This window comes from Telluria sp. AIW5 (assembly GCF_056680575.1).
This window is the reverse complement of sequence record NZ_CM155289.1, coordinates 3,673,903-3,700,520: the sequence shown is the minus strand read 5'-3', so window position 1 is coordinate 3,700,520 and position 26,618 is coordinate 3,673,903. Positions and strand designations below refer to the sequence as shown.

Annotated in this window: 23 protein-coding genes and 2 pseudogenes; 12 read left to right on the top strand and 13 right to left on the bottom strand. The window is 68.4% G+C overall.

The features are described 5' to 3' along the window. Positions 1-52: 52 nt before the first annotated feature. The 4 genes and pseudogenes from AC1MEM_RS16375 to AC1MEM_RS16360 all read left to right on the top strand — a co-directional run. The gene (locus tag AC1MEM_RS16375) at positions 53-1,108 is read left to right on the top strand and encodes an NAD(P)-dependent alcohol dehydrogenase (RefSeq protein WP_499472202.1); all 1,056 of its coding nucleotides are present in this window, start codon (positions 53-55) and stop codon (positions 1,106-1,108) included. A gap of 36 nt (positions 1,109-1,144) precedes the next feature. Continuing rightward, complete coding sequence (locus AC1MEM_RS16370) at positions 1,145-1,969, top strand: universal stress protein (RefSeq protein WP_499472200.1); 825 nt, start codon at positions 1,145-1,147, stop codon at positions 1,967-1,969. 8 nt (positions 1,970-1,977) lie between these two features. Then, a pseudogene (locus AC1MEM_RS16365) lies at positions 1,978-2,118 on the top strand (hypothetical protein); the annotation flags it as partial. A gap of 38 nt (positions 2,119-2,156) precedes the next feature. Continuing rightward, positions 2,157-2,585, top strand: a pseudogene (locus tag AC1MEM_RS16360) (poly-beta-hydroxybutyrate polymerase); the annotation flags it as partial. 241 nt (positions 2,586-2,826) lie between these two features. Here AC1MEM_RS16360 and AC1MEM_RS16355 read toward each other — a convergent pair. Then, a complete protein-coding gene (locus AC1MEM_RS16355) occupies positions 2,827-3,414 on the bottom strand; it encodes an NAD(P)H-dependent oxidoreductase (RefSeq protein WP_499472198.1) in 588 nt (195 codons plus the stop codon). Continuing rightward, entirely contained in the window at positions 3,414-6,095 is a 2,682-nt protein-coding gene (locus AC1MEM_RS16350) for a bifunctional acetate--CoA ligase family protein/GNAT family N-acetyltransferase (RefSeq protein WP_499472196.1), read from the bottom strand. The genes AC1MEM_RS16355 and AC1MEM_RS16350 overlap by 1 nt, the downstream gene beginning before the upstream one ends. Before the next feature lie 183 nt (positions 6,096-6,278). Between AC1MEM_RS16350 and mgtA the strand changes: the two genes are divergently transcribed. Next, positions 6,279-8,885, top strand: coding sequence for a magnesium-translocating P-type ATPase (gene mgtA, locus AC1MEM_RS16345; RefSeq protein WP_499472195.1), 2,607 nt, complete (start codon positions 6,279-6,281; stop codon positions 8,883-8,885). Positions 8,886-8,995: 110 nt separating this feature from the next. Here the strand turns inward: mgtA and AC1MEM_RS16340 are convergent, their stop codons facing one another. Then, positions 8,996-9,895, bottom strand: a complete 900-nt coding sequence (locus tag AC1MEM_RS16340) for a LysR family transcriptional regulator (RefSeq protein WP_499472193.1) — start codon at positions 9,893-9,895, stop codon at positions 8,996-8,998. Between the two features lie 105 nt (positions 9,896-10,000). On the opposite strand from AC1MEM_RS16340, the gene AC1MEM_RS16335 reads away from it, so the two are divergent. Both AC1MEM_RS16335 and AC1MEM_RS16330 read left to right on the top strand, forming a co-directional pair. Then, complete coding sequence (locus AC1MEM_RS16335) at positions 10,001-10,423, top strand: tellurite resistance TerB family protein (protein ID WP_499472191.1); 423 nt, start codon at positions 10,001-10,003, stop codon at positions 10,421-10,423. 12 nt (positions 10,424-10,435) lie between these two features. Further along, entirely contained in the window at positions 10,436-11,416 is a 981-nt protein-coding gene (locus AC1MEM_RS16330) for a TerC family protein (RefSeq protein ID WP_499472190.1), read from the top strand. On the opposite strand, the gene AC1MEM_RS16325 is transcribed toward AC1MEM_RS16330, so the two are convergent. The 4 genes from AC1MEM_RS16325 to AC1MEM_RS16310 all read right to left on the bottom strand — a co-directional run bounded on the left by AC1MEM_RS16325 (position 11,327) and on the right by AC1MEM_RS16310 (position 14,755). Further along, positions 11,327-12,439: a zinc-binding alcohol dehydrogenase family protein gene (locus AC1MEM_RS16325; protein WP_499472189.1), complete on the bottom strand. Its 1,113-nt coding sequence runs from the start codon at positions 12,437-12,439 to the stop codon at positions 11,327-11,329. The two genes, AC1MEM_RS16330 and AC1MEM_RS16325, sit on opposite strands and share 90 nt — an antisense overlap. A 43-nt stretch (positions 12,440-12,482) precedes the next feature. Beyond that, positions 12,483-12,929, bottom strand: coding sequence for an Hsp20/alpha crystallin family protein (locus tag AC1MEM_RS16320; RefSeq protein ID WP_499472187.1), 447 nt, complete (start codon positions 12,927-12,929; stop codon positions 12,483-12,485). A gap of 291 nt (positions 12,930-13,220) precedes the next feature. Next, entirely contained in the window at positions 13,221-13,943 is a 723-nt protein-coding gene (gene phbB / locus AC1MEM_RS16315) for an acetoacetyl-CoA reductase (protein WP_499472185.1), read from the bottom strand. Between the two features lie 71 nt (positions 13,944-14,014). Further along, a complete protein-coding gene (locus AC1MEM_RS16310) occupies positions 14,015-14,755 on the bottom strand; it encodes a lipid-binding SYLF domain-containing protein (RefSeq protein ID WP_499472183.1) in 741 nt (246 codons plus the stop codon). A gap of 216 nt (positions 14,756-14,971) precedes the next feature. Here AC1MEM_RS16310 and AC1MEM_RS16305 point away from each other — a divergent pair, with 216 nt between their 5' ends. Together AC1MEM_RS16305 and AC1MEM_RS16300 are read left to right on the top strand one after the other, a co-directional pair. Next, a complete protein-coding gene (locus AC1MEM_RS16305) occupies positions 14,972-15,715 on the top strand; it encodes a helix-turn-helix domain-containing protein (RefSeq protein ID WP_499472181.1) in 744 nt (247 codons plus the stop codon). A 116-nt stretch (positions 15,716-15,831) separates the two neighbouring features. Then, positions 15,832-16,119 (top strand): hypothetical protein, encoded by a 288-nt coding sequence (locus tag AC1MEM_RS16300; protein WP_499472180.1) that lies wholly within the window; start codon positions 15,832-15,834, stop codon positions 16,117-16,119. A gap of 217 nt (positions 16,120-16,336) precedes the next feature. Here AC1MEM_RS16300 and AC1MEM_RS16295 read toward each other — a convergent pair whose 3' ends face one another. Then, positions 16,337-16,861, bottom strand: a complete 525-nt coding sequence (locus AC1MEM_RS16295; RefSeq protein WP_499472179.1) for a universal stress protein — start codon at positions 16,859-16,861, stop codon at positions 16,337-16,339. 219 nt (positions 16,862-17,080) lie between these two features. On the opposite strand from AC1MEM_RS16295, the gene AC1MEM_RS16290 reads away from it, so the two are divergent. Further along, a complete protein-coding gene (locus AC1MEM_RS16290) occupies positions 17,081-17,467 on the top strand; it encodes a hypothetical protein (protein WP_499472177.1) in 387 nt (128 codons plus the stop codon). Between the two features lie 6 nt (positions 17,468-17,473). Here the strand turns inward: AC1MEM_RS16290 and AC1MEM_RS16285 are convergent, their stop codons facing one another. Genes AC1MEM_RS16285 through AC1MEM_RS16275 form a run of 3 tightly spaced genes read right to left on the bottom strand, consistent with a single transcriptional unit; the run spans position 17,474 to position 22,424 of the window. Then, positions 17,474-18,598 (bottom strand): ABC transporter permease, encoded by a 1,125-nt coding sequence (locus AC1MEM_RS16285; protein ID WP_499472176.1) that lies wholly within the window; start codon positions 18,596-18,598, stop codon positions 17,474-17,476. Positions 18,599-18,600: 2 nt separating this feature from the next. Continuing rightward, positions 18,601-21,354: a ribosome-associated ATPase/putative transporter RbbA gene (gene rbbA, locus AC1MEM_RS16280; RefSeq protein ID WP_499472174.1), complete on the bottom strand. Its 2,754-nt coding sequence runs from the start codon at positions 21,352-21,354 to the stop codon at positions 18,601-18,603. Beyond that, positions 21,351-22,424 carry an HlyD family secretion protein gene (locus AC1MEM_RS16275; RefSeq protein WP_499472172.1) on the bottom strand — a complete coding sequence of 358 codons (1,074 nt, stop codon included), beginning with the start codon at positions 22,422-22,424 and terminating at the stop codon, positions 21,351-21,353. The genes rbbA and AC1MEM_RS16275 overlap by 4 nt, the downstream gene beginning before the upstream one ends. Positions 22,425-22,563: 139 nt before the next feature. Here AC1MEM_RS16275 and AC1MEM_RS16270 point away from each other — a divergent pair, with 139 nt between their 5' ends. Then, positions 22,564-23,706, top strand: coding sequence for a GGDEF domain-containing protein (locus tag AC1MEM_RS16270; RefSeq protein WP_499472170.1), 1,143 nt, complete (start codon positions 22,564-22,566; stop codon positions 23,704-23,706). A 23-nt stretch (positions 23,707-23,729) separates the two neighbouring features. Here AC1MEM_RS16270 and AC1MEM_RS16265 read toward each other — a convergent pair whose 3' ends face one another. Continuing rightward, positions 23,730-24,200 (bottom strand): hypothetical protein, encoded by a 471-nt coding sequence (locus tag AC1MEM_RS16265; protein ID WP_499472168.1) that lies wholly within the window; start codon positions 24,198-24,200, stop codon positions 23,730-23,732. A gap of 109 nt (positions 24,201-24,309) precedes the next feature. Then, positions 24,310-24,681 (bottom strand): hypothetical protein, encoded by a 372-nt coding sequence (locus tag AC1MEM_RS16260; protein ID WP_499472166.1) that lies wholly within the window; start codon positions 24,679-24,681, stop codon positions 24,310-24,312. 373 nt (positions 24,682-25,054) lie between these two features. On the opposite strand from AC1MEM_RS16260, the gene AC1MEM_RS16255 reads away from it, so the two are divergent. Further along, positions 25,055-26,587, top strand: coding sequence for a L,D-transpeptidase family protein (locus tag AC1MEM_RS16255; RefSeq protein ID WP_499472164.1), 1,533 nt, complete (start codon positions 25,055-25,057; stop codon positions 26,585-26,587). Positions 26,588-26,618 lie beyond the last annotated feature (31 nt).

Here is a 26,618-nt window from a genome sequence, read left to right as displayed (position 1 = left end):
GCGAAGCTGCATAGAGGCGCCGCCGCAGTTGGGATCGAACCAGGAGAATGCCATGACGAACATGAATGCAGCCGTTTTTACCGGCCCCGGCCGGATCGTGCTGGGACGCAAACCGATTCCGCGCGCCGGCCCCGGCGAGGCGATCGTCAAGATCACGATGACGACCATCTGCGGTACCGACGTCCACATATTGAAGGGAGAATACCCCGTCGCCGACGGCCTGACTATCGGGCACGAGCCGGTCGGCACCATCGCCGAGCTTGGCGATGGCGTGACCGGCTACACGCTCGGGCAGCGCGTCGTCGCCGGTGCCATCTGCCCCTGTGGCCAGTGCTTTTCCTGCCTCGACGGCCACCAGGCCCAATGCGGTGGGCATGCCATCGGCGGCTGGCGCTTCGGCAATACCATCGACGGCTGCCAGGCCGAGTATGTGCGGGTGCCGTTCGCGATGGCCAACCTGGCGCCGATTCCCGACGGCCTGAGCGACGAGCAGGTCCTGATGTGCCCCGACATCATGAGCACCGGCTTCGGCGGCGCGGAAAACGGCGGCATCCGCATCGGCGACACGGTGGCCGTGTTCGCCCAGGGGCCGATCGGCCTGTGCGCGACGGCAGGCGCGCGCCTGCGCGGCGCGTCACGCATCATCGCCGTCGACAAGGTTCCCGAACGACTGGCGATGGCACGGCGCCTGGGGGCCGACCACGTCATCGACTACAGCGCGCGCGACCCGGTCGAGGAGATCCTGCGGCTGACCGACGGCCTGGGCGCCGACGTGGCGATCGAGGCGCTCGGCACCCAGCAGACCTTCGAAAGTTGCCTGCGCTGCCTGCGTCCCGGCGGCACGCTGTCGAGCCTGGGCGTGTATTCGGGCAAGCTAAGCCTGCCGGTCGATGCCTTCGCCGCCGGACTCGGCGACCACCGCATCGTCACGACGCTTTGCCCGGGCGGTAAGGAGCGCATGCGGCGCCTGATGAATATCGTCGCTTCAGGCAGGCTCGACCTTCAGCCCCTGGTCACCCACCGTTTCCGCCTCGAGCAGATCGAGGACGCCTACGAACTCTTCGCCAACCAGCGCGACGGTGTGCTGAAGGTGGCAGTCGTTCCCTGAACGCCTCCGGCTCTGACAACAACCGAAAGGATTCCCATGTACAAGACTATCCTCGTTCACGTGGACGACAGCCCCGGTTTCGACGCGCGGATGCATGCCGCCGCACAACTTGCCGATAGCGACGGCGCGCACCTGGTCGGCACCGCCTCGACCGGAATGTCTTTCGCCGCCTTCGCCATGCTGACCGGCTCGATGCCAGTCATGCCGGGCGAAGAATTCGACGCATTGCGGGCGACTGCCAACGCGAGCCTGGCGCGCTTCGCCGAACGTGCGCGCCAGCTCGGCGTGGAGTCGATGGAGGGGCGGATGGTCGAAGACGAGAGCCGCGCCGCGCTGCTGCTGCAGTCGCGCTATGCCGACCTGGTCGTGGTCGGCCAGGACGGACCCGACGCGCCGACCGTGCGCGGATTGCCGCAATACCTCGCGCTCCATGGGCCACGGCCGGTGCTGTCCGTGACGGCCATCCATATGGGGGAACCGATCGCCGACTGCATCGTCGTCGGCTGGGATGGCAGCGTGCCCGCACTGCGCGCGATCGACGGCGCGCTGCCGCTGCTGGCGCGCGCCCGGACCGTGCGCCTGGCACTCATCAACCCCGAGCGCGAGACCGGCCTGCATGGCGACGAACCAGGCGCCGACATGGCCCTGTACCTGGCGCGCCACGGCGTGCCGGTCGATGTGCTTGTCGAGCGCACCGAGTCGCACGCCGGCGAAGCCCTGCTGCGCATCGCGCACGACAACCAGGCCGGCCTGCTGGTCACCGGCGCGTTCGGCCACAGCCGCTACCGCGAAATCGTGCTCGGCGGCGTTACACGTCTGCTGCTCGAGCGTGCCCGGCTGCCGGTCCTGTTCGCGCACTGAGCCGCCGCATGAGCCCCCCTGACAACGCCCCGGCTGGCGTGCGCGAACGCGACGCCAGCGCCTGGCAAGGCACCCGGCATCATTACCCCGAAGAGGACGCCGCCCACGCGGCGCTCGACCTGCCCTTGCACGCCTGGCTCGGGCGCTTCACCGGCAATGTTTCGCCCGCGGCGCTGGCCATGGCCTGCAATGGTGGCACCGCGCTACCAGGAGCGTGCGCGGGGTCTCCCCGCACCACGCCGATGTGGCGACCTTCGTCGCGCGCCAACTGCTCGACGCGGTATCGCCGTCGAACTTCGTGGCGACCAACCCGGTCGTGATGGAGACGACCTGCGCGCGCGGCGGCATGAACCTGCTCTCCGGCGCAGCGCGCGCCGCCGGCGACGCCTGGCGCGCGGCCAGCGGGACCGCGCCACCTCCCAGTCTGCGGCCTGGGCACGAGGTCGCGCTCACGCCCGGACGCGTGGTGCTGCGCAATCGCCTGGTCGAACTGCTGTGCTACGACCCGGTCACGCCGCAGGTACATGCCGTGCCGCTGCTGATCGTGCCCGCCTGGATCATGAAATATTACATCCTCGACCTGTCGCCTGCCAATTCGCTGGTGCGCTACCTCGTGGCGAAGGCAGCTGGTGGCCGGCCTGGGAAGCATGGCTTGCGCAGCGCGCCGGACCGTGGGTCGCGCCACCGCCGCCGGCCGCGTCGCTTGGGCCGGCACCGGGACGCTACGTGCTGGAACCCTAGCGCCTTGCGCCGTCACGAAGCTGGCGGGAGGGAGCGGCCCTGTCCTTCGCCGTCAACGGCCGGGCCGCCCTGTCGGCGTATCGCGATCAAGCGGGACCACTGGAACCGGCCCACGATTAGCGCGCCGCGGCGCCGAGCAGGCGCAGGCGAGCGCACCAGCGCTCGACCTGCTGTGGCGTGAGCGATGCTGCGCCGCCCACGACGCTCGTGCGCACGGGCTTGATGCCGGCAAAGCCGAGAATATTGCGTTGCAGCGCCTTCAGGCTGTGTGCCCGGTAGAACCAGCGGTACAGCGCCGCCGGCATGCCCATCGTGACGATCACGCGCGCGCTTCGTCCACGCAGCAGCCCTGCCTTCAGGGGATTGCGGCTTTCCGCCGCGATGGCGAAGCCCGGACGCGCGACCTGCTCCAGGAAAGCCTTGAGCAGCGCCGGCATCTCGCCCAGCCACAGCGGATACACGAGCACCAAGTGGGTGGCGTCCCTGATCGCGTGCTGGGCCGGGACCAGCGAGGCTGGCACGCTGCCATGCTGCCATTCCTCGGCGCTATGAAGTAGGGGAAAGTCGATCAGCCCCGGCTCGATCGTCTCGACGGTATGGCACGCGCCGCGCGCGCCGTCGGCATAGGCCCGGGCCAGCACGTGGCACAGGTGGCGGCTGCCGCAATCCGGATGTCCCTGGATGATGAGGATGCGGGCAGCCATCACTTGCGTTCGTCCGTACCCAGGACGCGCTGCAGGGCGACCGTTCCGTCCCCGTCGGCGTGCACGGAAAACCCGTTGCGGCGCGCGAGCGCATGCATGCCGAGGTTCTCGGCGAGCGCGATGCCGTCGATCTCGCGCAAGCCGTGCGCGCGGCAGTAGTCGACCAGCGCCTCCATCAGGATCGTGCCCAGGCCCTTCCCCTGCAGGTCCGAGCGCACCACGATGGCAAATTCCCCGACGATGTTGTCGGGATCGGCGACCACCCGCGCAACGCCGAGCGTTTCGCGGCCGTCCGCGCCTGGTCGGGTCAGGATGAAGGCCATTTCGCGCGCGTAGTCGATCTGGGTGAAGCGCGCCAGCTGCGCGTCCGAGAGCTCGCGCGCGCTGCCGAACATTCGGAAGTGGACGTCGCGCGGGCTCAGGGCCCTGAAAAAGGCCTGGTGCGCCGGGGCGTCCTCGGGTCGGATCGGGCGCAGGGTCAACGTGCCGAGGCTGGAGTCGACCTCGCGCTCGAGCGCGTCCGGATAGGGCAGGATGGCGAAACGCGCCAACGGGTCGGCGCCGTCCGCCACCGCCAGGCGCATGCGGGCATCGAGCGCCAGCACGCCCTGGCTGTCGGCCAGCAGCGGATTGATGTCCAGTTCGCACAGTTCAGGCAGGTCGGCGGCCATCTGCCCGACCCGCACCAGCACGTCGCACACGGCGTCGAGGTCGGCCGGGGGTGTGTCGCGAAAACCGGCCAGCAGCCGTGCCACCCGGGTACGCGACACCATGTCGCGCGCCAGCACCCGGTTCAGCGGCGGCAGCCCGACCGCCTGGTCGGCGTTGGCTTCGACCGCGACACCGCCCTGACCGAACAGGACGACAGGACCGAACACGGGGTCGACCGACAGGCCGACGATCAGCTCGAGGGCGTGCGTGCGGCGCGCCATGGCCTGGACGGTAAAGCCGAACAGCCGTGCTTCGGGCCGCAGGGCCCGCACCCGCTCGGTCATGCGCGCCAGCGCCTCGCCGAGTGCTTGTGGATCGCCAAGGTCGAGGGCGACGCCGCCGACCTCGGATTTGTGGGAAATGTCGGGCGAGAGGATCTTCAGCGCGACCGGGTAGCCGATGCGCGCCGCGGCCGCCAGCGCATCCGTTTGGTCGGAGACGACCTCGGTCGCCACCGACGGAATCCCATAGCAAGCGAGGATCAGCTTCGCGTTGGCCTCGCCCACCGCTTCGCAGCGGGTTGCCATCAGGCGCGCCACGTGCGCACGCGCGCCAGCGCGGTCGGGCGGGCCCATGCGCCCGGCAGCAGGCGCCTGCATCAGAAGCGCCTGGTTGCGCCCGTAGTCGACCAGCTGCATCAGCGCACGCACGGCCTCCTCGGGCGTCTCGAAGACCGGCAGTCCGGCATCGAGGCAGAGCCGGCGCGCCTCCGCCACGCTGGCGCCGCCGAGCCAGCAGCACAGTACCGGCTTCTCGGCGGCGCGCAGCAGCGGCAGCAGTACGCGCGCGACATCCGCCGCCGGCACGATCGCGGTCGGCGCATGGATCAGCAGCACTGCATCGGCGTCGGGCGACGCGAGCAGGGCCTGCAGCGCATGGCGGTAGCGTGCTGCCGGTGCGTCGCCGACGATGTCGACAGGATTGGCACGCGGCCAGTTGGGCGGCAGGCCCTCGTCCAGCTGCGCCAGCGTGTCCGCGCCGAGCCGTGCCAGGGCGCCGTGCGCCTCCACCAGGGCGTCCGTCGCCATCACACCGGGACCGCCGCCATTGGTCAGGATCGCAAGCCGGCCCGCGCCCGGGCGCAGCCGGTGCGCCAGCATCGCCACTGCATCGAACAGCTCGGCCGTTGTATGCACGCGCAGCATGCCCGCCCGGCGCAGCGCCGCATCGACCACCAGGTCCGCGCCGGCGAGCGCACCGGTATGGCTGAAGGCGGCGCGCGCCGCGTCCGGGGCGCGCCCGGCCTTGACGATCACGGTCGGCTTCGCGCGGGCTGCGCCGCGCGCGGCCGACATGAACTTGCGCGCCTGGCGGACGCTTTCGGCATACACCAGGATGGCGTCGGTGCCGGGGTCCCCCGCCAGGTAATCGAGCAGGTCGCCGAGGTCGACGTCGGTGCCATCTCCGAGCGAGACGAAGGAGGAAAACCCGATCCCGCGTTCGCGCGCCCAGTCGAGCACGGCCGTCACCAGGGCGCCGGACTGGGCGACGAAGGCGAGGCGCCCCGGCAGCGCCGCCACTGGTGCGAAGCTCGCGTTCAGGCCGACGCCGGGCACCAGCAGGCCGACGCAATTCGGGCCGAGGATGCGCAGCAGGTAAGGACGCGCGGCGTCGAGCATGGACTGGCGCAGGCTGGCGCCTTCCGGTCCCGCAGCGTCGAGCCCGGCACTGAGCACGACCACGCTGCGGCATCCGAGCGCGCCGAGCTGGCCAACGATGCCTGGTACGGTCGCCGCCGGCGTGCACACCACCGCCAGCGCCGGCGCGCGCGGCAGGCGCGAGACGTCGGAAAATACGTCCAGGCCCAGCAGCTGGCGATACTTGGGGTTGACCGGCCAGACAGGTCCGGCAAAACCGCCGCTGACGAGGTTAGCCAGCACGGTCGCGCCCACGCTTCCGGCACGGCTGGAGGCACCGACCAGAGCGACGGAATCGGGTGCGAAAAAGGTGCTGAGGTTGCGGATACTCATCTGGACCTCCACTGGCGTGCCGCCCGCGGCGGCCACGCATCCAGCTTACGTGCACTCCTGCCAGCTCAAAACACCCCCATTTGATCTGGGTCAAATATTTCAGAAAGGAGGAGCAAGACACTGCATTCGTTACAACAACCGGTCGGCGCTGCGCCAATATGTCGGCCGCGCGGACGAAGCGACATGAGCCGGATGGGCGAAGCGGACGGGCAGTTGCGCGCGGACCTGGCAGCGATCGCTGCGCTCGACGCAGCCGCTGCCCTGCGCGCTTTCGATACCTGCGCTGCCGGCCTTACGCCTGTCGAGGCCGCTGTGCGCCTGTTGCGCCACGGGCGCAACATCGTCGCCGAACAGCGCAGTGCCCGTCCCCTTTCCCTGCTGCTGGCCGGTTTCGCACGCCCGCTGCCCCTTCTGCTGCTGGCACTTGCCGCGCTCGACCTCGGCACCGGACAGGGCATCAGCGCCGCTTTCATCGGCGCCATCGTGGTGCTGTCCTGCCTGCTCGGTTTCTTTCAGGAATACCGCTCGCAGCGCGCTGTGGAGCGCCTGCGCGCCTTGGTGCGCACCGAAGTGCAAGTGCTTCGGCCGGGCCCGGATGGCCGTACGGGGATCCCGCAAGCCTGCCCCTTGCAAGAACTGGTACCGGGCGACGTCGTGGCACTGGCTGCCGGCGACCTGGTTCCGGCCGACCTGCGCTTCCTCGAGACGGTGGACCTGTTCGTCGACCAGTCGGCGCTGACCGGGGAAGCGCTGCCCGTCGAAAAGCATGCACGGCCGCTGGCGGGCGCCGCCCAGGATGCCGATTTCGCCAACCTCGGTTTCATGGGTACCCACGTCGGGAGCGGCAGCGCCCGTGCGCTGGTGATCGCCACCGGCGCGGCGACGGGATTCGGCCGGCTTGCCGCCGCGCTGGCCGAGGCGCGCGAGCGCACCGATTTCGACCGCGGCATCGACCGCGTGGTCGGCCTGCTGATGCGCTTCATGCTGGCGATGGCGCCGCTGGTGCTGTTGCTGAACTGGGCCGGCAAAGGCGACTTTCACCAGGCCCTGCTGTTTGCCAGTGCGGTGGCGGTCGGCCTGGCTCCGGAAATGCTGCCGATGATCGTGACCGTCAACCTCGCGCGCGGGGCGCTGCTCCTGTCGACACGCGGCGTCATCGTCAAGCGCCTTGGCGCGGTCCAGACCCTCGGCGCCATCGACGTCCTGTGCACCGACAAGACCGGCACCCTGACCCAGGACCGGGTGGTGCTCGAGCGGCATGTCGATATCGCCGGCAAGGAATCCGGACGCGTCCTCGACTATGCCTACCTGAACAGCTACCACCAGACCGGGCTGCGCAATCTGCTCGATGCCGCCGTCCTGCGCCACGCCCACGTCCATGCCCGCCTCGCCGCCGGGCGCGACTGGCGCAAGATCGGCGAGATTCCGTTCGACTTCGAGCGCCGGCGCATGTCGGTGGTACTCGAACGCCCCGGCGGAGAACGGGTGCTGATCTGCAAGGGCGCGGTGGAAGAGATCGCCAGCGTCTGCGCCAGCGCTGAGCTCGACGGCAAACAGGTCTGCTTCGGCACGGGCCACGCCGCCACCCTGGGCGGCGTGGTCGAGCGCCTGAACGCGGAAGGCCTGCGGGTGATTGCGATTGCCTGGCGCACGCTGGATCCGGACGAGGCCTGCCTTACCGACCGCGCGCTGGAACGCGGCCTCGTCCTGCTCGGCTATACAGCCTTCTTCGATCCGCCCAAGGATTCGGCGGCACCGGCGATCCGCGCGCTGGCAGGGCGCGGCGTCGGCGTCAAGGTGCTCAGCGGCGACAATGCCGCCGTTTGCGCCCATGTCTGCGGCCTGGTCGGGATCGACGCGCAGGTCGTCCTGCTTGGGGCCGACGTCGACCGCCTCGACGATGCGGCACTCGGCGCCGCGGCGCCGCGCACGACCGTCTTCGCCAAGCTGAACCCCCAGCAGAAAACGCGCGTGATCCGCGCCCTCCAGGGCCAGGGTCACGTCGTCGGCTTCCTCGGCGACGGCATCAACGACGGCCCGGCGCTGCGCTGCGCCGACGTCGGCATCTCGGTCGATACGGGCGCCGATATCGCGAGGGAATCGGCCGACCTGATCCTGCTTCAAAAAAGCCTGGTGGCGGTCGACGACGGCGTGCTCGCCGGGCGCACGGTGTTCGGCAATATCGTGAAGTACATCCGCATGAGCGCCAGTTCGAATTTCGGGAACATGCTCAGCGTGCTGGGCGCCAGCGTCCTGTTGCCCTTCCTGCCGATGGCGCCGCTGCAGGTGCTGCTCAACACCCTGCTGTACGACTGCTCGCAGACGGCGCTCACGGCCGACCGCGTCGACGCCGGCTACCTGGCGCTGCCGCACCGCTGGGAGGTTGACAGCATCCGCCGTTACGTACTCTGCTTCGGCCCGCTGAGCTCCCTCTTCGACTACGCCACCTTTGCCCTGCTCTGGTTCGGCCTCGGTGCGTGGGCGAACGTCGCACTGTTCCAGACCGGCTGGTTCGTCGAGTCGCTGCTCTCGCAGACCCTGATCGTGTATGTCATCCGCACCGGCATGCCGGGCGCGGGCGCCACGCGTCCGGCAGCCGTGCTGGTGGCGGCCAGCCTGGCGGTGTGCGCGCTGGGACTGTGGCTGCCGCTCTCGCCGCTGGCGCCGCTGTTGGGAATGGTCCCGCTGCCGGGCGCCTACTGGTGGGGACTGTGGACGATCCTGGCCGCGTATGCCGGACTCACCCTGCTCGTCAAGTCCTGGCTGATGCGGCGTTTCGGCATCGGCTGAAACGGAGCCGGTCGGCACTGAGGATGCGTCCGTCCGCATCATGCACGACGACGCCGGCCGGCAAGGGGTCGAGCAAGTCGTCCGCGTATGGCACCGCCGGCCGCGCCGGTCTACGGCCCCGCGTCGAATACGGCGCCGGCGCCATCGAGGATCCGGCGCAGCGCCGGGTGGTCCTGGCGGCGCTCGACCGAGACCGCATGGAACTGCTCGACGATGGAAGGAATACGGCCCAGCTCTTCGAGCCCGTACTCGGCGCACACGGCTCCGGACAGCACCGCCGGCGCCACCATGAAGCCGGCACCGGCGCGCGCGAAGGATTTCAGCAGCGCGCCGTCGTCGAACTCGCCGACGATGATCGGGCGCAGCGCGTGTGCGTCAAGCCAGGCGTGCAGCTGGCTCTGGACCGAGGCTTGCGCTCCCGGCAACAGGAAAGGCGCATGTTCCAGGCGCCGGGGAAAGGTCCCCGGCCAGGCGCGCGTGAGCTGGGGGTGCCCGAACACGGCCAGTTCGCTTGCCCCCAGCAAGCGGCTGTAACCGCGCAGCGCGCCGCCGGGCGGCAGTGCGCGGTCGGCAATCACGAGGTCGAGCTGATGCGTGGCCAAGTCCGCGACCAGGTCCTCGAAGCGTCCTTCGCGGCAGATCAGGTGCATCGCCAGGCCGGCCTCGCGCGCCGGCTGCAGGAGCCGGAACGCCATCGTTTTCGGAATGATGTCGCAGATGCCGACGCGGAGCGTTTCCTGCCCGGTCAGGATACCGCGCCGCACCGCCTGCTCGAGTTCGTTGCCGAGATCGAAGATGCGGCTGGCGTACTGCAGCACGGTCCGGCCGGCGTCGGTCAGCTCCAGCCGCCGCCCCTGTTTCCGGAACAGGGCCTCGCCGAGCTGTTCCTCGAGCAGCCCGAGCTGCATGCTGATCGCCTGGGCCGTCACATGCAGGCGCTGTGCCGCGCCCGCCACCGTTCCCTGGGTCGCCACGGCGTGAAAATAAGCGAGATGCTTATAGTTGAGCACGTCGATACCTCAGTTTAGGTTGGCGATTCGCCCAGTTTAATCGAATTTATTTTTGGCTTGGCCCGTTCTACATTGGATGCACACCATTCACCCGAGGAGAACGCAATGAAAAGCCATGCCACCGATAGCCCCGAGGCGCTGGCGCGCATCCTGGCCCTGTCGATGATCGTGGACGGCCATGTCAGTCCGTCCGAAGTCCGCGCGTTCAACAGTGCGCCCTTCCTCCGGCAGGCCGGGGTGGACGGCGACACGTTCGACCGCGCCATCCAGGAAGTCTGCGAAGACCTGCTGGAAGCGGCGCCGCGGCATCCCGCCGGCCTGGTCGAGATCGATGCCGGCTGCCTGGACGCGATCCTGGGCGAGGTGCGCGATCCGCTGCTGCAGATCTGCATGCTCAAGACCATGCTCGACATCGTGCACGCCGACGGCCTGCTCGACAGCCGCGAAACGCTGCTGGTCAGGCGCGCGGCGCGCCGTTGGTTCCGCCAGCCGCATGGAACGAACCACGTTGCGGATAACGCGCTCTGACGGGAGAAAATCATGGAATGGCTCACCGTATTATGGCTCGGCGCACCGGCCTGGACCTGGCTGGTGTTCCTCGCGGTCGTGGTCCTGCTGCTGGTGCTGGACTTGGGCGTGCTCAACCGTGAGGACCATGTCATCGGGGTGGCCGAGAGCCTGAAGCTCTCGGCCCTGTATCTGTCGGCCGGCCTGCTGTTCGGCTTGTGGGTGATCCACGAGTTCGGCGGCGAGAAGGGACTCCAGTACTACACCGGCTTCTTGATCGAGAAAAGCCTGTCTCTCGACAATATCTTCGTGATTTCACTGATCTTCGCCACCCTGGCCATCCCGCCCGCCTACCAGCACCGCGTGCTGTTCTGGGGCATCGTCGGCGTCATCCTGACGCGCGGCGTCATGATCGGCGCCGGATCGGCGCTGGTGGCAAGCTACTACTGGACCCTGTACATCTTCGGGGCGCTCCTGGTGGTGACCGGCATCCGGATGTTCTTCGTCACGACCGGCAGCGACGACATCCGCGACAGCGCGATCCTGTTCTGGCTGCGGCGCCACCTGCGGGTGACGGATTCACTCCACGGCAACGCCTTCCTGGCGCGCGTCCCGAATGCGGCCGGCAAGCCCCTGCTGCACGCGACGCCGCTGTTCCTGGCGCTGTGCATGGTCGAGGCGACCGACGTCGTGTTCGCGGTGGACAGCGTACCGGCCATCTTCGCCATCACCAGCGACCCCTTCATCGTCTACACCTCGAACATCTTCGCCGTGCTCGGCCTGCGCGCACTCTACTTTGCGCTGGCGGCGATGGTGCAGCGCTTCGTCTACCTGAAGTATTCGCTGGCGGCGGTGCTGGTGTTCATCGGCTCGAAGATCTTCATCGGCGACCTCGTCTTCGACGGCAAGGTACCGGCTACTCTGTCACTTGCGGTCACGGCCGTACTGATCCTGTCCGGCATCGCGTTCTCGCTCTGGCGTACCCGCGCCGGCAGCGGCGGGGCGCCGGGCTAGCGCAAGCGGCCGGGCGGCGCGGCCCCTCATGCCTGCAGTGCCGGCATGAGGGGCCGCGGCGCCGTCGATCCGGCCCGCGCGCAGGTCGGCCAGGGCTTCGTTGGCCGCTTCCAGCGCGTAGGGCACGACCGTGGTCGCCACCTCGCCATGGGCGACCGCGCGGAACCAGGCGGCGCCGTCGGCACGGGTCAGGTTCGCCACCGAGCGAACGCAGCGCTCACCCCACAGCAGCGCATACGGGAAGGACGGGATGTCGCTCATGTGGATGCCGGCGCAGACCACCGTGCCGCCCCTGGCGGTGGCCGCCAGCGCCAGCGGCAGCAACTCGCCGGCCGGGGCGAACAGGATGGCGGCGTCCAGCGGCGCCGGCGGCGGCGCGGCGGCCGGTCCCGCCCAGCGCGCACCGAGGGACAGCGCGAAGTCCTGCGAACGCAGGTCGCCGGGACGCGTGAAGGCGAATATCTCCCGCCCCTGGCGCAGCGCCAGCTGGGCCAGCAGGTGGGCGGCGGCGCCGAAGCCGTACAGGCCGAGCCGCCGCGCGGCGCCGGTCATGGCATACGCGCGGTAGCCGATCAGGCCGGCACACAGCAGCGGCGCAGCGTGGATGTCATCGTAGACGGGGGGCAGTTCGAAGCAATACCGCTCGTCGGCCAGCGTATATTCGGCAAAGCCGCCGTGCCGGTCATGCCCCGTGAACAGCGCGCGTTCGCACAGGTTCTCGCGTCCGTGCGCGCAGTACGGGCAGGCAGCGCAGGAGCCGGCGAGCCAGGGCACGCCGACGCGTGTGCCCGCCGCGAAGCGCGACGACTGCGCCCCTGCGCCGGCGACCACGCCGACGATCTCGTGGCCGGGCACCAATGGCAGCAGGTGGGGCGCCAGTTCGCCATCGACAATGTGCAGGTCGGTACGGCAAACGCCGCAGGCAGTGACCCGCACCAGGATGTCGCGGCCCGATGGACGCGGCACCGGCAAGCGCGCGAGCCGCAGCGGCCGGCCGGGCGCGTCCAGCAGCATCGCCCTCATCGACGAGCCGGCCACGGCATCCTCGCCCGGACGCTGCCCTGCCTTACTGCACGGAGATCTGCTTGTGCGCCGTGCCTGGCTTCTTGGGCAGGGTCAGGTGCAGCACGCCATCCTGGTATTTCGCTTCGGTCTTGGTATCGTCGACTTCCTGGGGCAGGCTGAAGCTGCGGTATTGCGAACCGCTGTAGCGCTCGGTGTACAGGGTACCACCGGTTTTTTGCTCTTTCTCTTCCTGGATCGTCGCGCTGATCGCCACGCGGTTGCCCTCGACCGAGACCTTGATATCCTCCTTCTTGAGGCCAGGCATGTCGGCCTTGACCGTGTAGGCCTGCTCGGTTTCCGATACGTCCAGGCGAATGGCGCGTTCGGCGTCGATGCTGCGCAAGCTGGAGGACATGGGGAATTCGCGCATGAATTCCTCGATGCTGCGGAACGGGTCCATGCGCATGATGTCGCGGATGGGGTCGTAACGGGTCAGATTGCCTGCCATGGTGTGCTCCTCGATGGTGGTATGAATAAAGTCGGCGCGGCCTGTTTGGCGAACACAAGTCGCCCATGGACTCACGGCCGCGCTGATCTTTGCGCTGCATCCATGACAGGGTACGCGCATGGACAATACAAAATTTGATCGAGATCAAGATGATCCATAAGGTTTCCTTCTCTTGAGCAGATCAGGCTCCTCTCACTACGGCGTAAGACTCCTTATGTTTTCAGCTCGTGGCCGCTACAGGCAATCCCAAACGACGGATTACCATCGCTGGCCAGGAGTGAGAGGTAATGGCTACGCGAGGTACTGGCCGCCGTTGACGTCGAATGTGGCCCCAGTGATAAAAGCAGCCTGCTCGTCGGCCAGGAAGGCGACAACCCGGGCCACGTCCGTAGGGGTGCCGAGCCGGCCGACAGGTATACCTGACACGATTGCCTGCAACACGTCCGGAGCGAGTGCGGCGACCATCGCGGTGTCGCAATAGCCGGGTGCAATCGCGTTGACTGTCACATTCTTCCGTGCATTTTCCAGTGCAAGCGATTTCGTGAAACCGAAGATTCCGGCCTTGGCGGCCGCGTAATTCGATTGTCCGACCTGTCCCTTGCGCCCGTTGATGGAACTGATGTTGACGATGCGCCCATAGCCGCGCTCCCGCATGCCACCGATAGTGTGGCGGCTCATGTTGAACATCGAGCCGAGGTTCGTCTGGATGACTTCCCACCACTGCTCTGGTGTCATTCGATGGAGGGTAGAATCCCGCGTAATCCCCGCATTGTTGACGAGGACGTCGACCGGTCCCAGCTCGCGCTGGACTTGGGCGACGCCATCCGCACACGCTGCATAGTCGGCCACATCCCAGCAGAAAACAGGGATGCGCGACTGATCCGAGAACGCTGCCGCAGTTTCCTCGTCGCGGTGAAATACCGCAGCCACCTTGTAGCCGGCATCCTGCAGCGTCTTGGAAATGGCTGCTCCGAGACCGCGGGTCCCCCCGGTTACCAACGCAACTTTGCTCATGTCTGCTTCCTTTGACTTCGCCAGCATGGCAGGCTGGCCCACATGCGGTTTCTTGAACAGGCAGCTCGGGCTTAGCGCGTCGCCGCCGCGACCAGTTCTTTCATCAGTGAATCGGCCTGCGTATTGTTCGCGTTACCGGCAATGACGTCGCTGACCGACAGCGAGCGCTTGTAATACGCATTTGTAAGCTTCTGATTGAAACGCACGTCGTTGAGCTCGACCGTCGCAAGATCACCGAACAAACCTTTGGTGCCAGACCAGGCGACGATGTCGCCCGTGCCTGCCGAACCCTGCGCCAGCTTTGTCCAGTTGAAAATCGTCAACCCGGCCTTCGCATTGAGCGAGAAGTTATTCTTCTTCGTAAATTCACGGACAGCCTTATCATTCATGAGCAAGAAAGCAACGGCACCCCCTTCTGCTCCCACCTGCAGGCCGACGTTAAGGCCACCCGTGTTATAGAACACGGGGCTGCTCCAGGTGCCGTCGGCGCGTCTTGCAAGCAACATGCCAGTCCCGCCGCTGGCACCGACGCCGAGCGCGACCCGTCCGTAGGATGGAACGATAAAGACAGCTTTCGAACGCTGAAGCAGCGGGTGCATGCGAGGGTCGCTTGCCAGGTCAAGTACTACCGCGGTGGCGTCCGTCACATAAGTGCCTGCGCGCGCTTCCTGCCTTTCGGCGGATGAACTTGTGTCGGCAACCTGCCCGCCGTCAGGCGGCGCAGTCGTTTGCGCATCGACCGCCCCGGCAAGCAGGGCCAGCATTCCAAGCACTGCTGTGTGTGTCATACGGGTTCCATTCACGCTTTTCATAGGGTTCTCCTAGGGAAATGAGGTATCGGCTAAACTCGATGTTATTGCGTTGCACAACACGAAAAGTGTGCGTCAGATCAAAAAGTCGACAGCTAGCGGTGTGATACGCGAAGATCAGTAACCTGGCGAAGCGAAATGACAGGTCAGGCAGGCTTGCCCCCTCCCCCTGTTTCCCGCATACTGACCCATTGGCCGCTCATGGTCCATGGGGGACGTATGAATGATCCGATGTTCCAGGCCCGCATGATTGCGCCAGCCCGGCCGGTCGCGAATAGTCCGGACCGCGCTGTCCGTGACCTGTGTTTTCCATTCGCTATCGGCGTCCATGACATCTTTCGGTTTGATCGGCTGGCCGTGTATCCTCGGCGCCTGCTGCGCGACGACGTCCTGTTCCGCAGGGACCAGCCCTTTGCCATGGTGTACGCGGTCCGTTTCGGCCATCTGAAATCGTCGCGGCCCGATCACCGGGGGCAGCCGCATATCACCGCTTTCCACATGAGCGGCGAACTGCTGGGCCTGGATGCGATTTACACAGGACGACACGCATCGACGATGTGCGCACTCGAGGACTGCGAAGTATGGGAGCTCCCCTATGGCAGGCTCCAGGAAGCAATGCTCGATTCCGCACCCTTGATGCAGCGCTTCCATTCCGCATTGAGCCACGAGATCGTACGCGAACAAGCGGTACTGCTGTATGCGAACATGAATGGGGCCGAGCGCCTTACCAGCCTGCTGCTTGACCTGTCGTCGCGGTACGCCGAGCGTGGGTATTCAGGGCGGCGGTTCCGCCTGCGCATGTCGCGCGCCGATATCGCTAACTACCTTGGATTGACAATCGAAACCATCAGCCGCCTGCTTGGGCGCTTTCGCAATGAGGGATGGATCGCCTTGCATAAGCGCGAGATCGAGTTGCTCGATTACGAAGGGATGGAAGGCCTTCTGACGACCGCCCCCCTCTGAACCGGGAAAGCCATCAGGGAACCCGGTTGCATCCATGATGATTGAGGATAGTCCCAGCCACTGCGCTCGGGATCGATACCGTCGACGCGGTCCTGACTTTTCAAAGGTGAGCGAACATGAAGGCGAAATCCAACGACATTGCTCTCGCACTCCCCGGCGCATCCTACGATACGCTTGACGAAAAAACGAAGCGTGTCGCTCGCCACGTTGCAGACCGAACGCATATCGCCAGGGACATGTCAAAGGAAACCGCGGCGAGTATCACCTTGGGGCAACGCGCAGCCGATGCAGTGGCAGGCTTTGGCGGCTCATGGAAATTCATCGGACTGTTTGCGGCCGTCCTGGTCTGCCAGGTAGGATTGAATTCGTTTTTCCTCGTCCGCTATGCTATGAAGTCAACCTGAAAGCCGAGCTCGAAATCATGCTTTTGCACGAGAAGATCGATCTGTTGAGAGAGGGTCAGTGGAGCAGCCTGCTGGAGATTCAACAGGAGCAGATCAGACTCCTGGAAAGGCTGGTCGTCAAAGTACCGACCGGGTGATACGTTCAAGGTGCGGTGTCACGCAAAGCGCTCACGCTGCCGCGGCCGGCAAGCATCGTCGAAGCGGAGATTCACAGCGCCTACGCAGGCGCAGGCCGCCCTGGGCTATCCGTGCCCGCTGGACCATGGTTGTCCTCGCCGTACTCGGGCCTGGCCGCCTCCCCGGGGTCGCGCAAGACCAGCACCGGAATGGTCGACCAGGCCAGCACGTGCTGGGCGACGCTGCCGGTAAAGAGCGGATTGGCATCGGCGGGGCCGTGCGCGCCCATGACGATCAGGTCGCAGCCCTGCTCCCGCGCAGCGCGCACGATCTCGAGACCGGGTGTGGTCGAGATCCTGGTGCAGGTGTCGCACGCAAGACCGGCATCGTGCGCGATCCGGGCCACGGTGGCGACATGGGCACGTGCGGCCTCCAGCGCGCGGCGTACTTCGGCGCCGGCGTCGAAGTTTCCGATCGCCTCGGCCGGCAGCGAAAAGCGCGGCTGCGCGACGGAGAAGGCGACGAGGTGCCGCCCGCCGGTGCCGGCCAGCAGCGCGGCCACCTGGGCCGCGCGCACGGCCAGGTCGGAACCGTCGGTGGCAACGAAGATCTTTTCGATGAACATGGTGACGGCTCCGAATCTTTCGGTTCAGGAAGGCCACGCAGGTACAGCGGCGATACTAGCACGGGTACCTTGCCGCGGTCGGGGTCCCGTGCCGAACGGGAGAACGGAGCCACCCCGCCGGCGGCTGCCTGGATTCGGGCGTCTTTGATCTGCATCAAAGAATAACTGCTTCCCTCCCCGGACACTATTCCCTTCAATCGAAAGACATCGGGGCAAGCCATGAAGTTCCGTCATATCGCGATGCCTCCGAAAATGGCCTGCGCGGCGCTGCGCCACCGGCGCAGGCTGCTGCTGGGCCGCATCGGCGTGCTGCGCGCCGGCACCGACGCCAATTTCGCCCGGCACTTCCCCGGCTTAGTGGCTGCGGTCGAAGCCGCGTTCCGCCACGAAGAGGCACTGCTCGAACTGGTCGGTGATGCCTGCCTGCGTCCACGCCGCGCCGATCACGCCGTCATCCTGTGCGCGCTGCACCGGACCGCCTCGCAGGTAGAGCGTGGCGACCTGGTGCTGGGACGGCAGGTGCTGGCCGCCCTGGCCGCGCTGCTGGGCCAACCCGGCGCGATGCCGCCGGCCGCGCCGGCGCGCCTGGTGGCGCCACCACCCTGAACCGGATCAGCCGGCGCGCATTGCCTTGCCGAAGCGCGCCAGCGCTGCGCCGAACAGGACGGCGCCGATCCCCAGAGAGGCCAACAGTGGCCGCCATACGGTCTCGAGCCCGGCGCCGCGAAACAGGATCGCCTGGCTCACCTCGACGAAATGGGTGGTCGGCGCCAGCAGCATCGCCTGGCGCAGGAGGTAGGGAATGCTCTCGCGCGGCGTGTTCGCGCCGGACAGCATTTCCAGCGGCAGCAGCACCAGGATCACCAACATGCCGAATTGCGGCATGCTGCGCGCAACGGTCGCCATCAGGATGCCCAGCGAGCAGGTCGCGAACAGGTGCACCAGGGTGGCGGCCATGAACAGTGCGAGCGAACCCTGCACCCCGACGCCGAGGAGCCCGCGCAACACCGCCAGCAGCGCAAGGGCTGCCGCCAGCAGCACCACCGCAGCCATGGCCACCAGCTTGGCGACCATGATCTCGAGGCGGCTGACCGGCATCACCAGCAGGTGCTCGACGGTGCCGTGCTCGCGTTCGCGAATCAGGGCCGCGCCGGTCACGATCACAGACAACATGGTGATGTTGTTGACGATCTCCATCAATCCGCCAAGCCAGGCCGGCGTCAGCGCGGGATTGAAACGCGCGCGCAGCACCAGGGCGACCGGCGGCACCTGTCTACGCCCCGCCCCGAGAAAGGCGGCGACTTCGCCGAGCGCGATTGCGCGGATGTAGCCGCTGCCGGTAAATGCCTGGCTCATGCGGGTGGCATCGACGTTCAGCTGCAGCGCGGCATCGCGTCCGGCGAGCACGCGGCGCTGAAAGCCCGCCGGGATCACCAGCACGAATGTGGCGCGGCCCCGGTCCAGCCTGGCGTCCACCGCGTCGAGTGCGATCGCCTCGGGCGGCATGAACTGCGGCGGTGCGAAGGCTGCGCGGATGCGCAGCGACAAGGGCGATGCGTCCTCGTCGACGATCGCCAGCGCGGCGCGGCTCAGCGTGTCGGGCTGGGCCGTGGCCGCGACATAGACGCCGGCCGTGAAGCTGTACACGATGAGTACCAGCATCACCGGGTCGCGCGCCAGGCTCCATAGCTCCTTGATGCCGAGGCGCCAGACCTTGCGCAGCGACAGGGCTGCCACGGTCAGCGCTCCTGGCGCGGCAGCGCAAGGACTGCCAGACCCAGTATCGCCGGCACGGCGGCCAGCAAAGCCAGGAAATCCGGCATCAGCTCGTTAAAGCCGAGCCCCTTGCTGAACACGCCGCGCGCGATAGTCAGCATGTGCGAGGCCGGATACGCTTCGCCGATCGCCCGGCCCGCGCCCTGCAGCGCCGTCACCGGGTTGATTAGTCCGGCGAACTGGATGGCCGGCAGCATGGTGCCGATCATCGTGAAGAAGATGGCGCCGATCTGGCTGCGGGTAAAGCTCGAGGCGAGCAGGCCGATTCCGGTCGAGCAGATGCAGAACAGGAAAGACGCGACCAGCAGGGCCGCGACGCTTCCCCGCAGCGGCACGCCGAGCAGGCCCACGGCGGCGCCGGTCATCAGGACCGCATTGACCATGGCCAGCACCACGTAGGGCGCCTGTTTGCCAAGCAGGAATTCGCTGCGGCGCAGGGGCGTCACGTACAGGTTGACGATCGAGCCGAGTTCCTTTTCGCGCACCACGGCCAGTGCGGCCTGCATCGCGGGCAGGTTCAGCAGGAGGATGGCGATGATCGCCGGCACCATGGCCGGCAGGCTGCGCAGGTCGGGATTGTAGCGAAAGCGGGTCTCGATCGCGACCGCCACCGTCTCCGGCCCGGAGGGTCCGGCCCGGCCATCGAGCCAGTGCCGGTGCAAGCCTTCCACGTAGGCGCCCACGGTTTCGGCGCGTACCGGATTGGCGCCGTCGATCCAGGCGCCGACTTCCGCCGGGCGGCCGGCATCGACCGCCCGCCCGAAGCCGGGCGGTATCTCGATCGCCAGCGCCAGTTCGCCCGAGCGCATGCGCCGGTCAAGCTCGTCATAGCCGGACAGGGGCGGACGCCCGACGAAATAGCGGGAACCGGCGAATCCGGCGGCGTAGTCGCGGCTCAACACGGTCTGGTCGCGGTCGAGGACGGCGTAGCGCAGGTCCTCGACATCCATGCCGATGCCGTAGCCGATGACGACCATCAGCAGCAGCGAGCCGAGCATCGCCAGCGCGGCGCGCACCGGATCACGCGCCAGTTCCAGCGTCTCGCGCCGGCAGCAGGCCGCGGCGCGCATCAGCCACCCGCCCATCGGCCCGCGGCCGCGGCCGGGTGACGCGCGCGCCGGCCAGGCGGCCGGTCGATTGGCGTCGCCCTCGCCTGCCGCTTCGCGCAGCCAGGCGATGAAGGCCTGCTCCAGGGTCGCCGCGCCGCGTTCCTCGCGCAGGGCCCGGGGCGTACCGCTGGCCAGCACGCGGCCCGCATGCATCAGGGCCACGCGGTCGCAACGCTCTGCTTCGTTCATGAAGTGCGTCGAGATGAAGATCGTGACCCCGTCCTGGCGCGCCAGCCGCAGCATCTGCTCCCAGAAGCCGTCGCGCGCTACCGGGTCGACGCCCGAGGTCGGTTCGTCGAGGATCAGCAGCTCGGGCCCGTGTACCAGCGCCACCGCGAGCGACAAGCGCTGGCGGATGCCGGGGGGCAGCCGGCCGGGCAACGCGTCGAGCACCGGCACCAGGCCAAAGCGCTGCGCGAGTGCAGCGCAACGCGTGGCCGCCTGCGCCTCGGGCAGGTCGAACAGGCGCGCGTGCAGCAGCAGGTTCTGGCGCACGGTCAGTTCGCCGTACAGAGAAAAGCCCTGCGACATGTAGCCGACCCTGCGCCGCGCTTGCGGATCGCGGTGTGCCTCGGCCTGGCCGAACAGGCGTACCTCGCCAGCGCTGGGCGCCAGCAGGCCGGTCAGCATCTTCATGGTGGTGGTCTTGCCGCAGCCGTTGGAACCGATGAATCCGAAGATTTCGCCGCGGCCGATGCGAAAGCTGACGTCTCGCACCGCGACGAAGTCGCCGAAGCGGCACGACAGCCCGCTTGCCTCGATCGCCGGAACGCCGGCGTCGACCCGCAGCCGGGTGGCCGCCTGCGGCGCGGGGTGCGGTGCCACTGGCCCGCCAGTGCGCCGGGCCGGGGGCAGCAGCGCGATAAAGGCCTGTTCCAGGGTGGCGCGGCCGGTGCGCGCCAGCAGTTCGCTTGGCGATCCCTCGGCCAACACCCGGCCGCCATCGAGGGCGACCAGGCGATCGAAGCGGCTGGCCTCGTCCATGTAGGCAGTCGCCACCAGTACCGTCAACCCGGGGCGTGCGCTCCGGATCGCGGCGATCAGTTCCCAGAACTGCACGCGCGCCAGCGGGTCCACGCCCGTGGTCGGCTCGTCGAGGATTAACAAGTCGGGCTCATGAATGAGTGCGCAGCATAAGCCCAGCTTCTGCTTCATCCCCCCTGATAACTGCCCCGCAGGCCGGCCGAGAAAAGGGGCCAGGCCGGTCGCCTGCGCCAGCAAGTCGATGCGCGCGCGCCGCGCCTGGGGCGCCTGGCCGAACAGGCGCGCGAAGAACTGCAGGTTTTCCTCGACGCTGAGGGTCGGGTACAGGTTGCGCCCCAGCCCCTGGGGCATGTAGGCGATCCGCGGGCAGGCCTGGGCGCGCCACCCGGCGCGCCGCATGTCGCCGCCCAGTACCTCGACCCTGCCCTGCCTGACCCGGCGTGCGCCCGCCAGCACCGCCAGCAGGCTCGACTTGCCGACCCCGTCCGGGCCGACCAGCCCGGTCAGGGCGCCGGCCGGCACCACCAGGTCGATGCCGTCGAGCGCAGTGGCCTGGCGGTAGCGCAGGACGAGGCCGGCAACCCGCGCCGCGGCCGGCGCGCTGCCGCTCACCGCGCCATTCATTGCGCCCCTCGCAGCGCTAGTTCCGGCGGCCAGGGCTGGCGCGGGTCGAGCCGGATGAAGGCCACGCCAGGCACGCCTGCCTTCACGTGCCTGGCATACCGCTCCAGGATCGCGCGGTCGACCTGGGCCTTGACGCGGAACATCAATTTCTCGCGCTCGCTGGCGGTCTCGACCGACTTTGGCGTGAACTGGGCCGTGCTCGCGATGTAGGTGAGCGCGGCCGGCACGACGAAGTCAGGGGCGGCGTCGAGCCGCAGGCGCACTTCGGCACCCAGTGCGAGACGGCCGGCTACCGCTTCCGGTACGAAAAAGCTCATGTAGACATCACCCAGGTCGATCAGGTTCAGCACCTTGCCGCCCGCAGGCAGGACTTCGCCGGGCTGGGCCACCCGATACTGGATGCGCCCCGCGCGCGGGGCTACCAGCATGCCCTCGCGCAGCTCGGCCTCGACGCGCGCCAGCGTCGCCTGCGCGGCGGCGACCGCCGAATGCGCTCCGACCGTCTGGGCCGCTGCGGCATCGATGGTCGCACGGGCGGCCTCGCGCTGGGCCTTGGCCGCCGCCACCGCCGCCGCGCCGGCGGCGACCCGCGCGCGGTCGTCGTCGAGTTCCTGGGCCGCTGCCGCGCCGGCCCCGGCCAGGGCGGCCGAGCGCGCAAGGCGCCGTTCTGCCGCGTCCAGTTCGCCGAGCCGTTGCGTGGCCAGGGCCGCCGCTGCGGTCTCGTCGCTGCGCCGCACGGCCAGCCCGGCCCGCGCCGCGGCGACGCCATCGCGCGCCTGCTGCAGCCGCGCCAACGCTTCGTCGCGTGCGGCCTGCAGCGCCGCCAGGTCCATGCGGGCCACAAGCTGGCCCGCCCGCACGAGGTCGCCCTCGTCGACGAGGATCTCGGCAATCCGCCCGGGCTGCTGGGTGGCGATGTCGATTTCGGTCGCCTCGATGCGGCCGTTGCCGCTCACCAAGCCGGCATCCGGAGCCGGCGGACGCATGCCGCGCCAGCCCCATGCCGCGCCCAGCACGAGCAGCACGCCCAGTGCGACCGCCCCCACGCGGCGTGGCGAAGTTCGGTTCATGGCCCTCCCGGATGGCGCGTGAAGCGCTTTGACCCAAGGTAGCGCTCGCGCCTCCTGTCCGCATTTGATTCAAATCAAAGAATGACGCCGGACCGGCGCCGATGCTGGATGCCACGCCCGCCGGCGCCCAGGGGAGACCATGCCTGCTCGACCGCCACCCATACCGGCCAATGCCGTGCCCGCCCTGCACCACCTGTTCCAGCCGCTGCCGGGTGAACTCGGCGCCGCGTTCGACAGCCAGCTCGATGCCGGCATCGCCCGGCTGTTGCCGGTACTGGGCCCGGTATTCGGGCTCTTCGTGGTCCTGTTCGCGGCCTGGGACGCCTGGATCGACGCCGCGCGCGCGCCTGTGACGGTGCGCATCCGCGTGGCCCTGGTGCTGCTCGGCGCGCCCGCCTGGGCTGCCGGGAGTCAGCGCTGGAATTCCGGCCTGCGCTGTGCCTGGCTGTATGCGACCCATGTCGGAGCGATGGTGACGTGCGCGGCCATGCTGCCCGACGGCCTGGTGCTGGCCCTGCCGGGACTGACGGGGTCGCTGTTCCTGCTCGCCCTGGTCGAGCCGCGCCCGCGCCGCTTCATGCTGGCCACCCTGCCGCCCTCGCTCCTGCTGGCGCTGCTGGCCGGGCTGAACCTGCCGACAGACCCGCGTCTGCATGTGCTGCTCCTGTACGCGCTGTCCTGGCCGCTCGCCTTGTGCGTGGCGCTGGCCACCCTGCAGCTGCGGCGCCGCGCCTTCCTGGTCGAGCAGGCGGTGCTGGACGCGGTCCGTCACGACAGCCTGAGCGGCGCCCTGTCGCGCCGCTACGTGACCGAACTGGCGCAGCACGACCTGGCGCTGGCGCGCCGTTACGACCGTCCCCTGGCGCTGGCGATGCTCGACATCGATCATTTCAAGCGCGTTAACGACACCTGGGGGCATGCGGCCGGAGACCGGGCACTGTGCGCCCTGGTAGCGGCCTGCAAGGAGAACCTGCGCGCGAGCGACTACATCGGCCGCCTCGGGGGCGAGGAATTCGTCTGCGTGATGCCGGAGACCGGCGCCGGCGAGGCCATGGCCTGCGCCGAGCGCATGCGCGCCGCCGTCGCCGCGCTGCGCCTGCCGGCCGGGGAGGAGACAATGCGCTTCACGGTCAGCGCCGGCGTCGCCGTGCTGGATGCGCAGCACAGCGGCTGGGAAGCGCTGCTGCGCGCGGCCGACGCGGCGCTCTACCAGGCCAAGGAGAGCGGGCGCAACCGAACGGTGCTGGCGCGGACGCCCGCGCCGCCCGCGCGGGCAGGATGAGGCAACCGCGGGCGCCAACCGGCTTACACCCCGAGCCGGATCGGGCCGCATTCCGCGCCGCTGTCGGCCAGTACCCCGCTCCAGTCGCGGATGATGCGCCGGTACTCGATGCCGGCGCGGCGGATGCGGCGCTCCATGTCGTACAGGCCGTTGTGGTTGACATGGCCGCGCGCTTCGCGCAGCTCGATGTCCGAGTCGACCTGGTCGGCGAGGCTGTACCAGGTGAAGCCGATGATCGGGCAGCCCTCCTGGCGCAGGCGCAGCACGTTTGCCCACTGGCGCTCGAGCCAGAAGGCGGCATTCAGGTCTTGCGGCTGGTTGGTTTCCGTGTGCATCACAGGCAGCCGGTAGCGTTCGTAGTACTGGCGCGTCAGGCCATGGTAGCCCAGCACGTTCGATCCGCGCGTGCTGCCGTCGGGATGGACGACCTGCTCGCTGCCTTCGTCATAGTCGGTTCCCATGACGCTGCGTGCGCGCGACGGGCGGTGCCGCATGAAGGTGTCGGAGCGTGCGTCCGCCAGCCGTTCGCGCGCAGGTAGTCGACCATCTCCGGACAGGGCATCTTGCCGTAGTTCAGGTCGAGGGAGAGGAAGCGGTGCTCGTTCAGGTAAGCGGAGCGAACCACGGCGCGCGGATCATGGGGATGGTAATAGCGTGTCGTCTCGCTCTGCACGAACCAGGCGTCGCACACGCCGCCGATCGCCTCGGCGGCGCGCAGATTGGCCTCGACCACGTGGCCAGCGCGGTGGCGAAGGCACGGTCGTCGGCCAGCTGTTCGTTCCAGTAGCCACGTAGGGCCGAGTATTCGGCGGTCACCAGCATCTCGTTGACCGGGGTGTACAGCCAGACCCAGGGATAACGGCGAGCGAAGGCGGGCGCGTATTCGGCGAAGAAGGCGGGAAACTCCGGATTCTGGAAATCGCCCAGCCAGTCGGGCAGCTTCGCCGACGAAACCGATACGATGCCGGCGTCCATCGGGGCCGGTAACGACCGGGGCGCTGTTCTCGATGCCGGTGCAAAACGAAAAGGACTCGGTCAGCGTGGCGGGCGACAGCGGCCGGCACACACTGCCGGGAGGGATTGCACTCATGAGCATCTCCGTGGGAGGGCAAGCATGCCGGCTGCATGCCGGTGGGTCAGCCCAGCATGGCGTGCGGCAGTGCATGCGGATTGAGGCATATCAAACCACCGCCACCAGGCCCAACGCGAAATGCGCGCACAGATACTTGCTGAATTTTGATCTGTATCAATGGCAAAAAGCTCGATATCCACCTATCGTGAACAAGTCTGCCATCGCGCGGTTAAACGAGAAAGGTGCCGATTCAATGCATGCCCTGCCCTGCGCGACATGAAAACCGATCCACGACTTGCCTGGCGCACCTTCCGCTGCGTGCAGGCGGCCCTGCTCGTCGTCCTGCTGGCGCTCGCCGCCGCGCAGGCGCCCGCGGCCACTTCCGCTCAACTGCCTTGGCTCGCCGATGGCGCGAGCCAGGCGCGCATTGCCCTGCGGCTGTTGGACAATGCCGATGCGCATGGCCTCGACCCGGAACGCTACGGCGCCGCCGACCTGGCGCGCCGGCTCGACGGGCCGCGTAATCGGGACGATGCCGCGGCGTTCGAGCGCGACCTGAGCGATGCCCTGGCCCGCTACCTGGCCGACCTGCACCAGGGGCGCGCGCCCTCGGCCTACCGCAGCGCAGGCGATGCATCCGGATTTGTCCCGGCAGCGCTGCTGGCGCGGGCCTTCGCGGAGGGGCGCCTCGAGCAAATGGTGGAGGCCGCCGTGCCGGCCATCCCGCTCTATTCGAGGGTGATGACAAGCCTCGCCCACTATCGGGAACTTGCGCGCCTGCATCCGCAATGGCCGGCGCTGCCCGCCCCAGCCGGCAGCGCCGCCGGCGTCAGCTACCCGGGCGCGGACCTGCTGCGTGAACGCCTGCAGATACTGGGCGATCTCGACGCGGACGGTGCCGGGGGCGAGCTCGACCCGGGCGTCTACACTGCCACGCTGGCTGACGCCGTGCGCCGCTTCCAGGCGCGCCACGGACTCGCCGAAGACGGCGTGCTCGGGCCGCGCACGCTGGCCGCACTGGCGGTGCCCCTGCCGCACCGCGTCGCGCAGCTTGCGCTGACGCTGGAGCGCCTGCGCTGGCTGCCGCCGCTGCCGCCCGGGCGGATGGTGGCGGTCAACCTGCCGGCCTACCGCCTCTGGGCCTTCGACAGCAGCCTGGCCGATCCGGCCCCGCCTCTCGAAATGCGCATCATCGTCGGCACCGCCGCCCGCACGCCCACGCCGCTGTTCATTGGCCAGATGCGCTACCTCGAACTGAACCCGTACTGGAACGTGCCGCGCAGCATCGCGGTTGGCGAGATCCTGCCGAAACTGGCGCGCAGTGCGGCCTATCTCCAGCAGAACGACATGGAGCTGGTGGCGGCGGACGGCCGGGTACTGCCGGCCTCGGGCGCGGCACTGGCCGCACTGCGCGCCGGCACGGCGCGGGTCCGGCAGAGGCCGGGCGCGCGCAACGTGCTCGGAGCGCTCAAGTTCGCCATGCCGAACCCGATGAACATCTACCTGCACTCTACCTCGTCGAGGGAGTTGTTCGAGCGCAGCCGGCGCGACCTGAGCCATGGTTGCATCCGCGTCGAAGGCCCGGTGGCGCTGGCGCGCTTCGTGCTGGCCGATCGGCAGCGCTGGGACGAGGACGGCATCGAGACGGCGATCAAGAGCGGCAGGACGCGCACCCTGCCCCTGCCGACGCCCGTGCCGGTAGTCCTGTTCTATGCCACCGCGGTGACCGACCGCGGCGGCCGCGTCCTGTTCGCCGACGACATTTACTGGCAGGACGCGCCGCTGATCGAGATGCTCGGCCTGCGCTAAGGACCCTGTCCGCCCGCTCATCGAAAAACCG

Coding starts and splice junctions, on each gene's coding strand:
- AC1MEM_RS16375 (WP_499472202.1), top strand. CDS start 53: ATGACGAACATGAATGCAGCCGTTTTTACCGGCCCCGGCCGGATCGTG.
- AC1MEM_RS16370 (WP_499472200.1), top strand. CDS start 1,145: ATGTACAAGACTATCCTCGTTCACGTGGACGACAGCCCCGGTTTCGAC.
- AC1MEM_RS16355 (WP_499472198.1), bottom strand. CDS start 3,414: ATGGCTGCCCGCATCCTCATCATCCAGGGACATCCGGATTGCGGCAGC.
- AC1MEM_RS16350 (WP_499472196.1), bottom strand. CDS start 6,095: ATGAGTATCCGCAACCTCAGCACCTTTTTCGCACCCGATTCCGTCGCT.
- mgtA (WP_499472195.1), top strand. CDS start 6,279: ATGAGCCGGATGGGCGAAGCGGACGGGCAGTTGCGCGCGGACCTGGCA.
- AC1MEM_RS16335 (WP_499472191.1), top strand. CDS start 10,001: ATGAAAAGCCATGCCACCGATAGCCCCGAGGCGCTGGCGCGCATCCTG.
- AC1MEM_RS16330 (WP_499472190.1), top strand. CDS start 10,436: ATGGAATGGCTCACCGTATTATGGCTCGGCGCACCGGCCTGGACCTGG.
- AC1MEM_RS16325 (WP_499472189.1), bottom strand. CDS start 12,439: ATGAGGGCGATGCTGCTGGACGCGCCCGGCCGGCCGCTGCGGCTCGCG.
- AC1MEM_RS16320 (WP_499472187.1), bottom strand. CDS start 12,929: ATGGCAGGCAATCTGACCCGTTACGACCCCATCCGCGACATCATGCGC.
- phbB (WP_499472185.1), bottom strand. CDS start 13,943: ATGAGCAAAGTTGCGTTGGTAACCGGGGGGACCCGCGGTCTCGGAGCA.
- AC1MEM_RS16310 (WP_499472183.1), bottom strand. CDS start 14,755: ATGAAAAGCGTGAATGGAACCCGTATGACACACACAGCAGTGCTTGGA.
- AC1MEM_RS16305 (WP_499472181.1), top strand. CDS start 14,972: ATGAATGATCCGATGTTCCAGGCCCGCATGATTGCGCCAGCCCGGCCG.
- AC1MEM_RS16300 (WP_499472180.1), top strand. CDS start 15,832: ATGAAGGCGAAATCCAACGACATTGCTCTCGCACTCCCCGGCGCATCC.
- AC1MEM_RS16295 (WP_499472179.1), bottom strand. CDS start 16,861: ATGTTCATCGAAAAGATCTTCGTTGCCACCGACGGTTCCGACCTGGCC.
- AC1MEM_RS16290 (WP_499472177.1), top strand. CDS start 17,081: ATGAAGTTCCGTCATATCGCGATGCCTCCGAAAATGGCCTGCGCGGCG.
- rbbA (WP_499472174.1), bottom strand. CDS start 21,354: ATGAATGGCGCGGTGAGCGGCAGCGCGCCGGCCGCGGCGCGGGTTGCC.
- AC1MEM_RS16275 (WP_499472172.1), bottom strand. CDS start 22,424: ATGAACCGAACTTCGCCACGCCGCGTGGGGGCGGTCGCACTGGGCGTG.
- AC1MEM_RS16270 (WP_499472170.1), top strand. CDS start 22,564: ATGCCTGCTCGACCGCCACCCATACCGGCCAATGCCGTGCCCGCCCTG.
- AC1MEM_RS16265 (WP_499472168.1), bottom strand. CDS start 24,200: ATGCGGCACCGCCCGTCGCGCGCACGCAGCGTCATGGGAACCGACTAT.
- AC1MEM_RS16260 (WP_499472166.1), bottom strand. CDS start 24,681: ATGGACGCCGGCATCGTATCGGTTTCGTCGGCGAAGCTGCCCGACTGG.
- AC1MEM_RS16255 (WP_499472164.1), top strand. CDS start 25,055: ATGAAAACCGATCCACGACTTGCCTGGCGCACCTTCCGCTGCGTGCAG.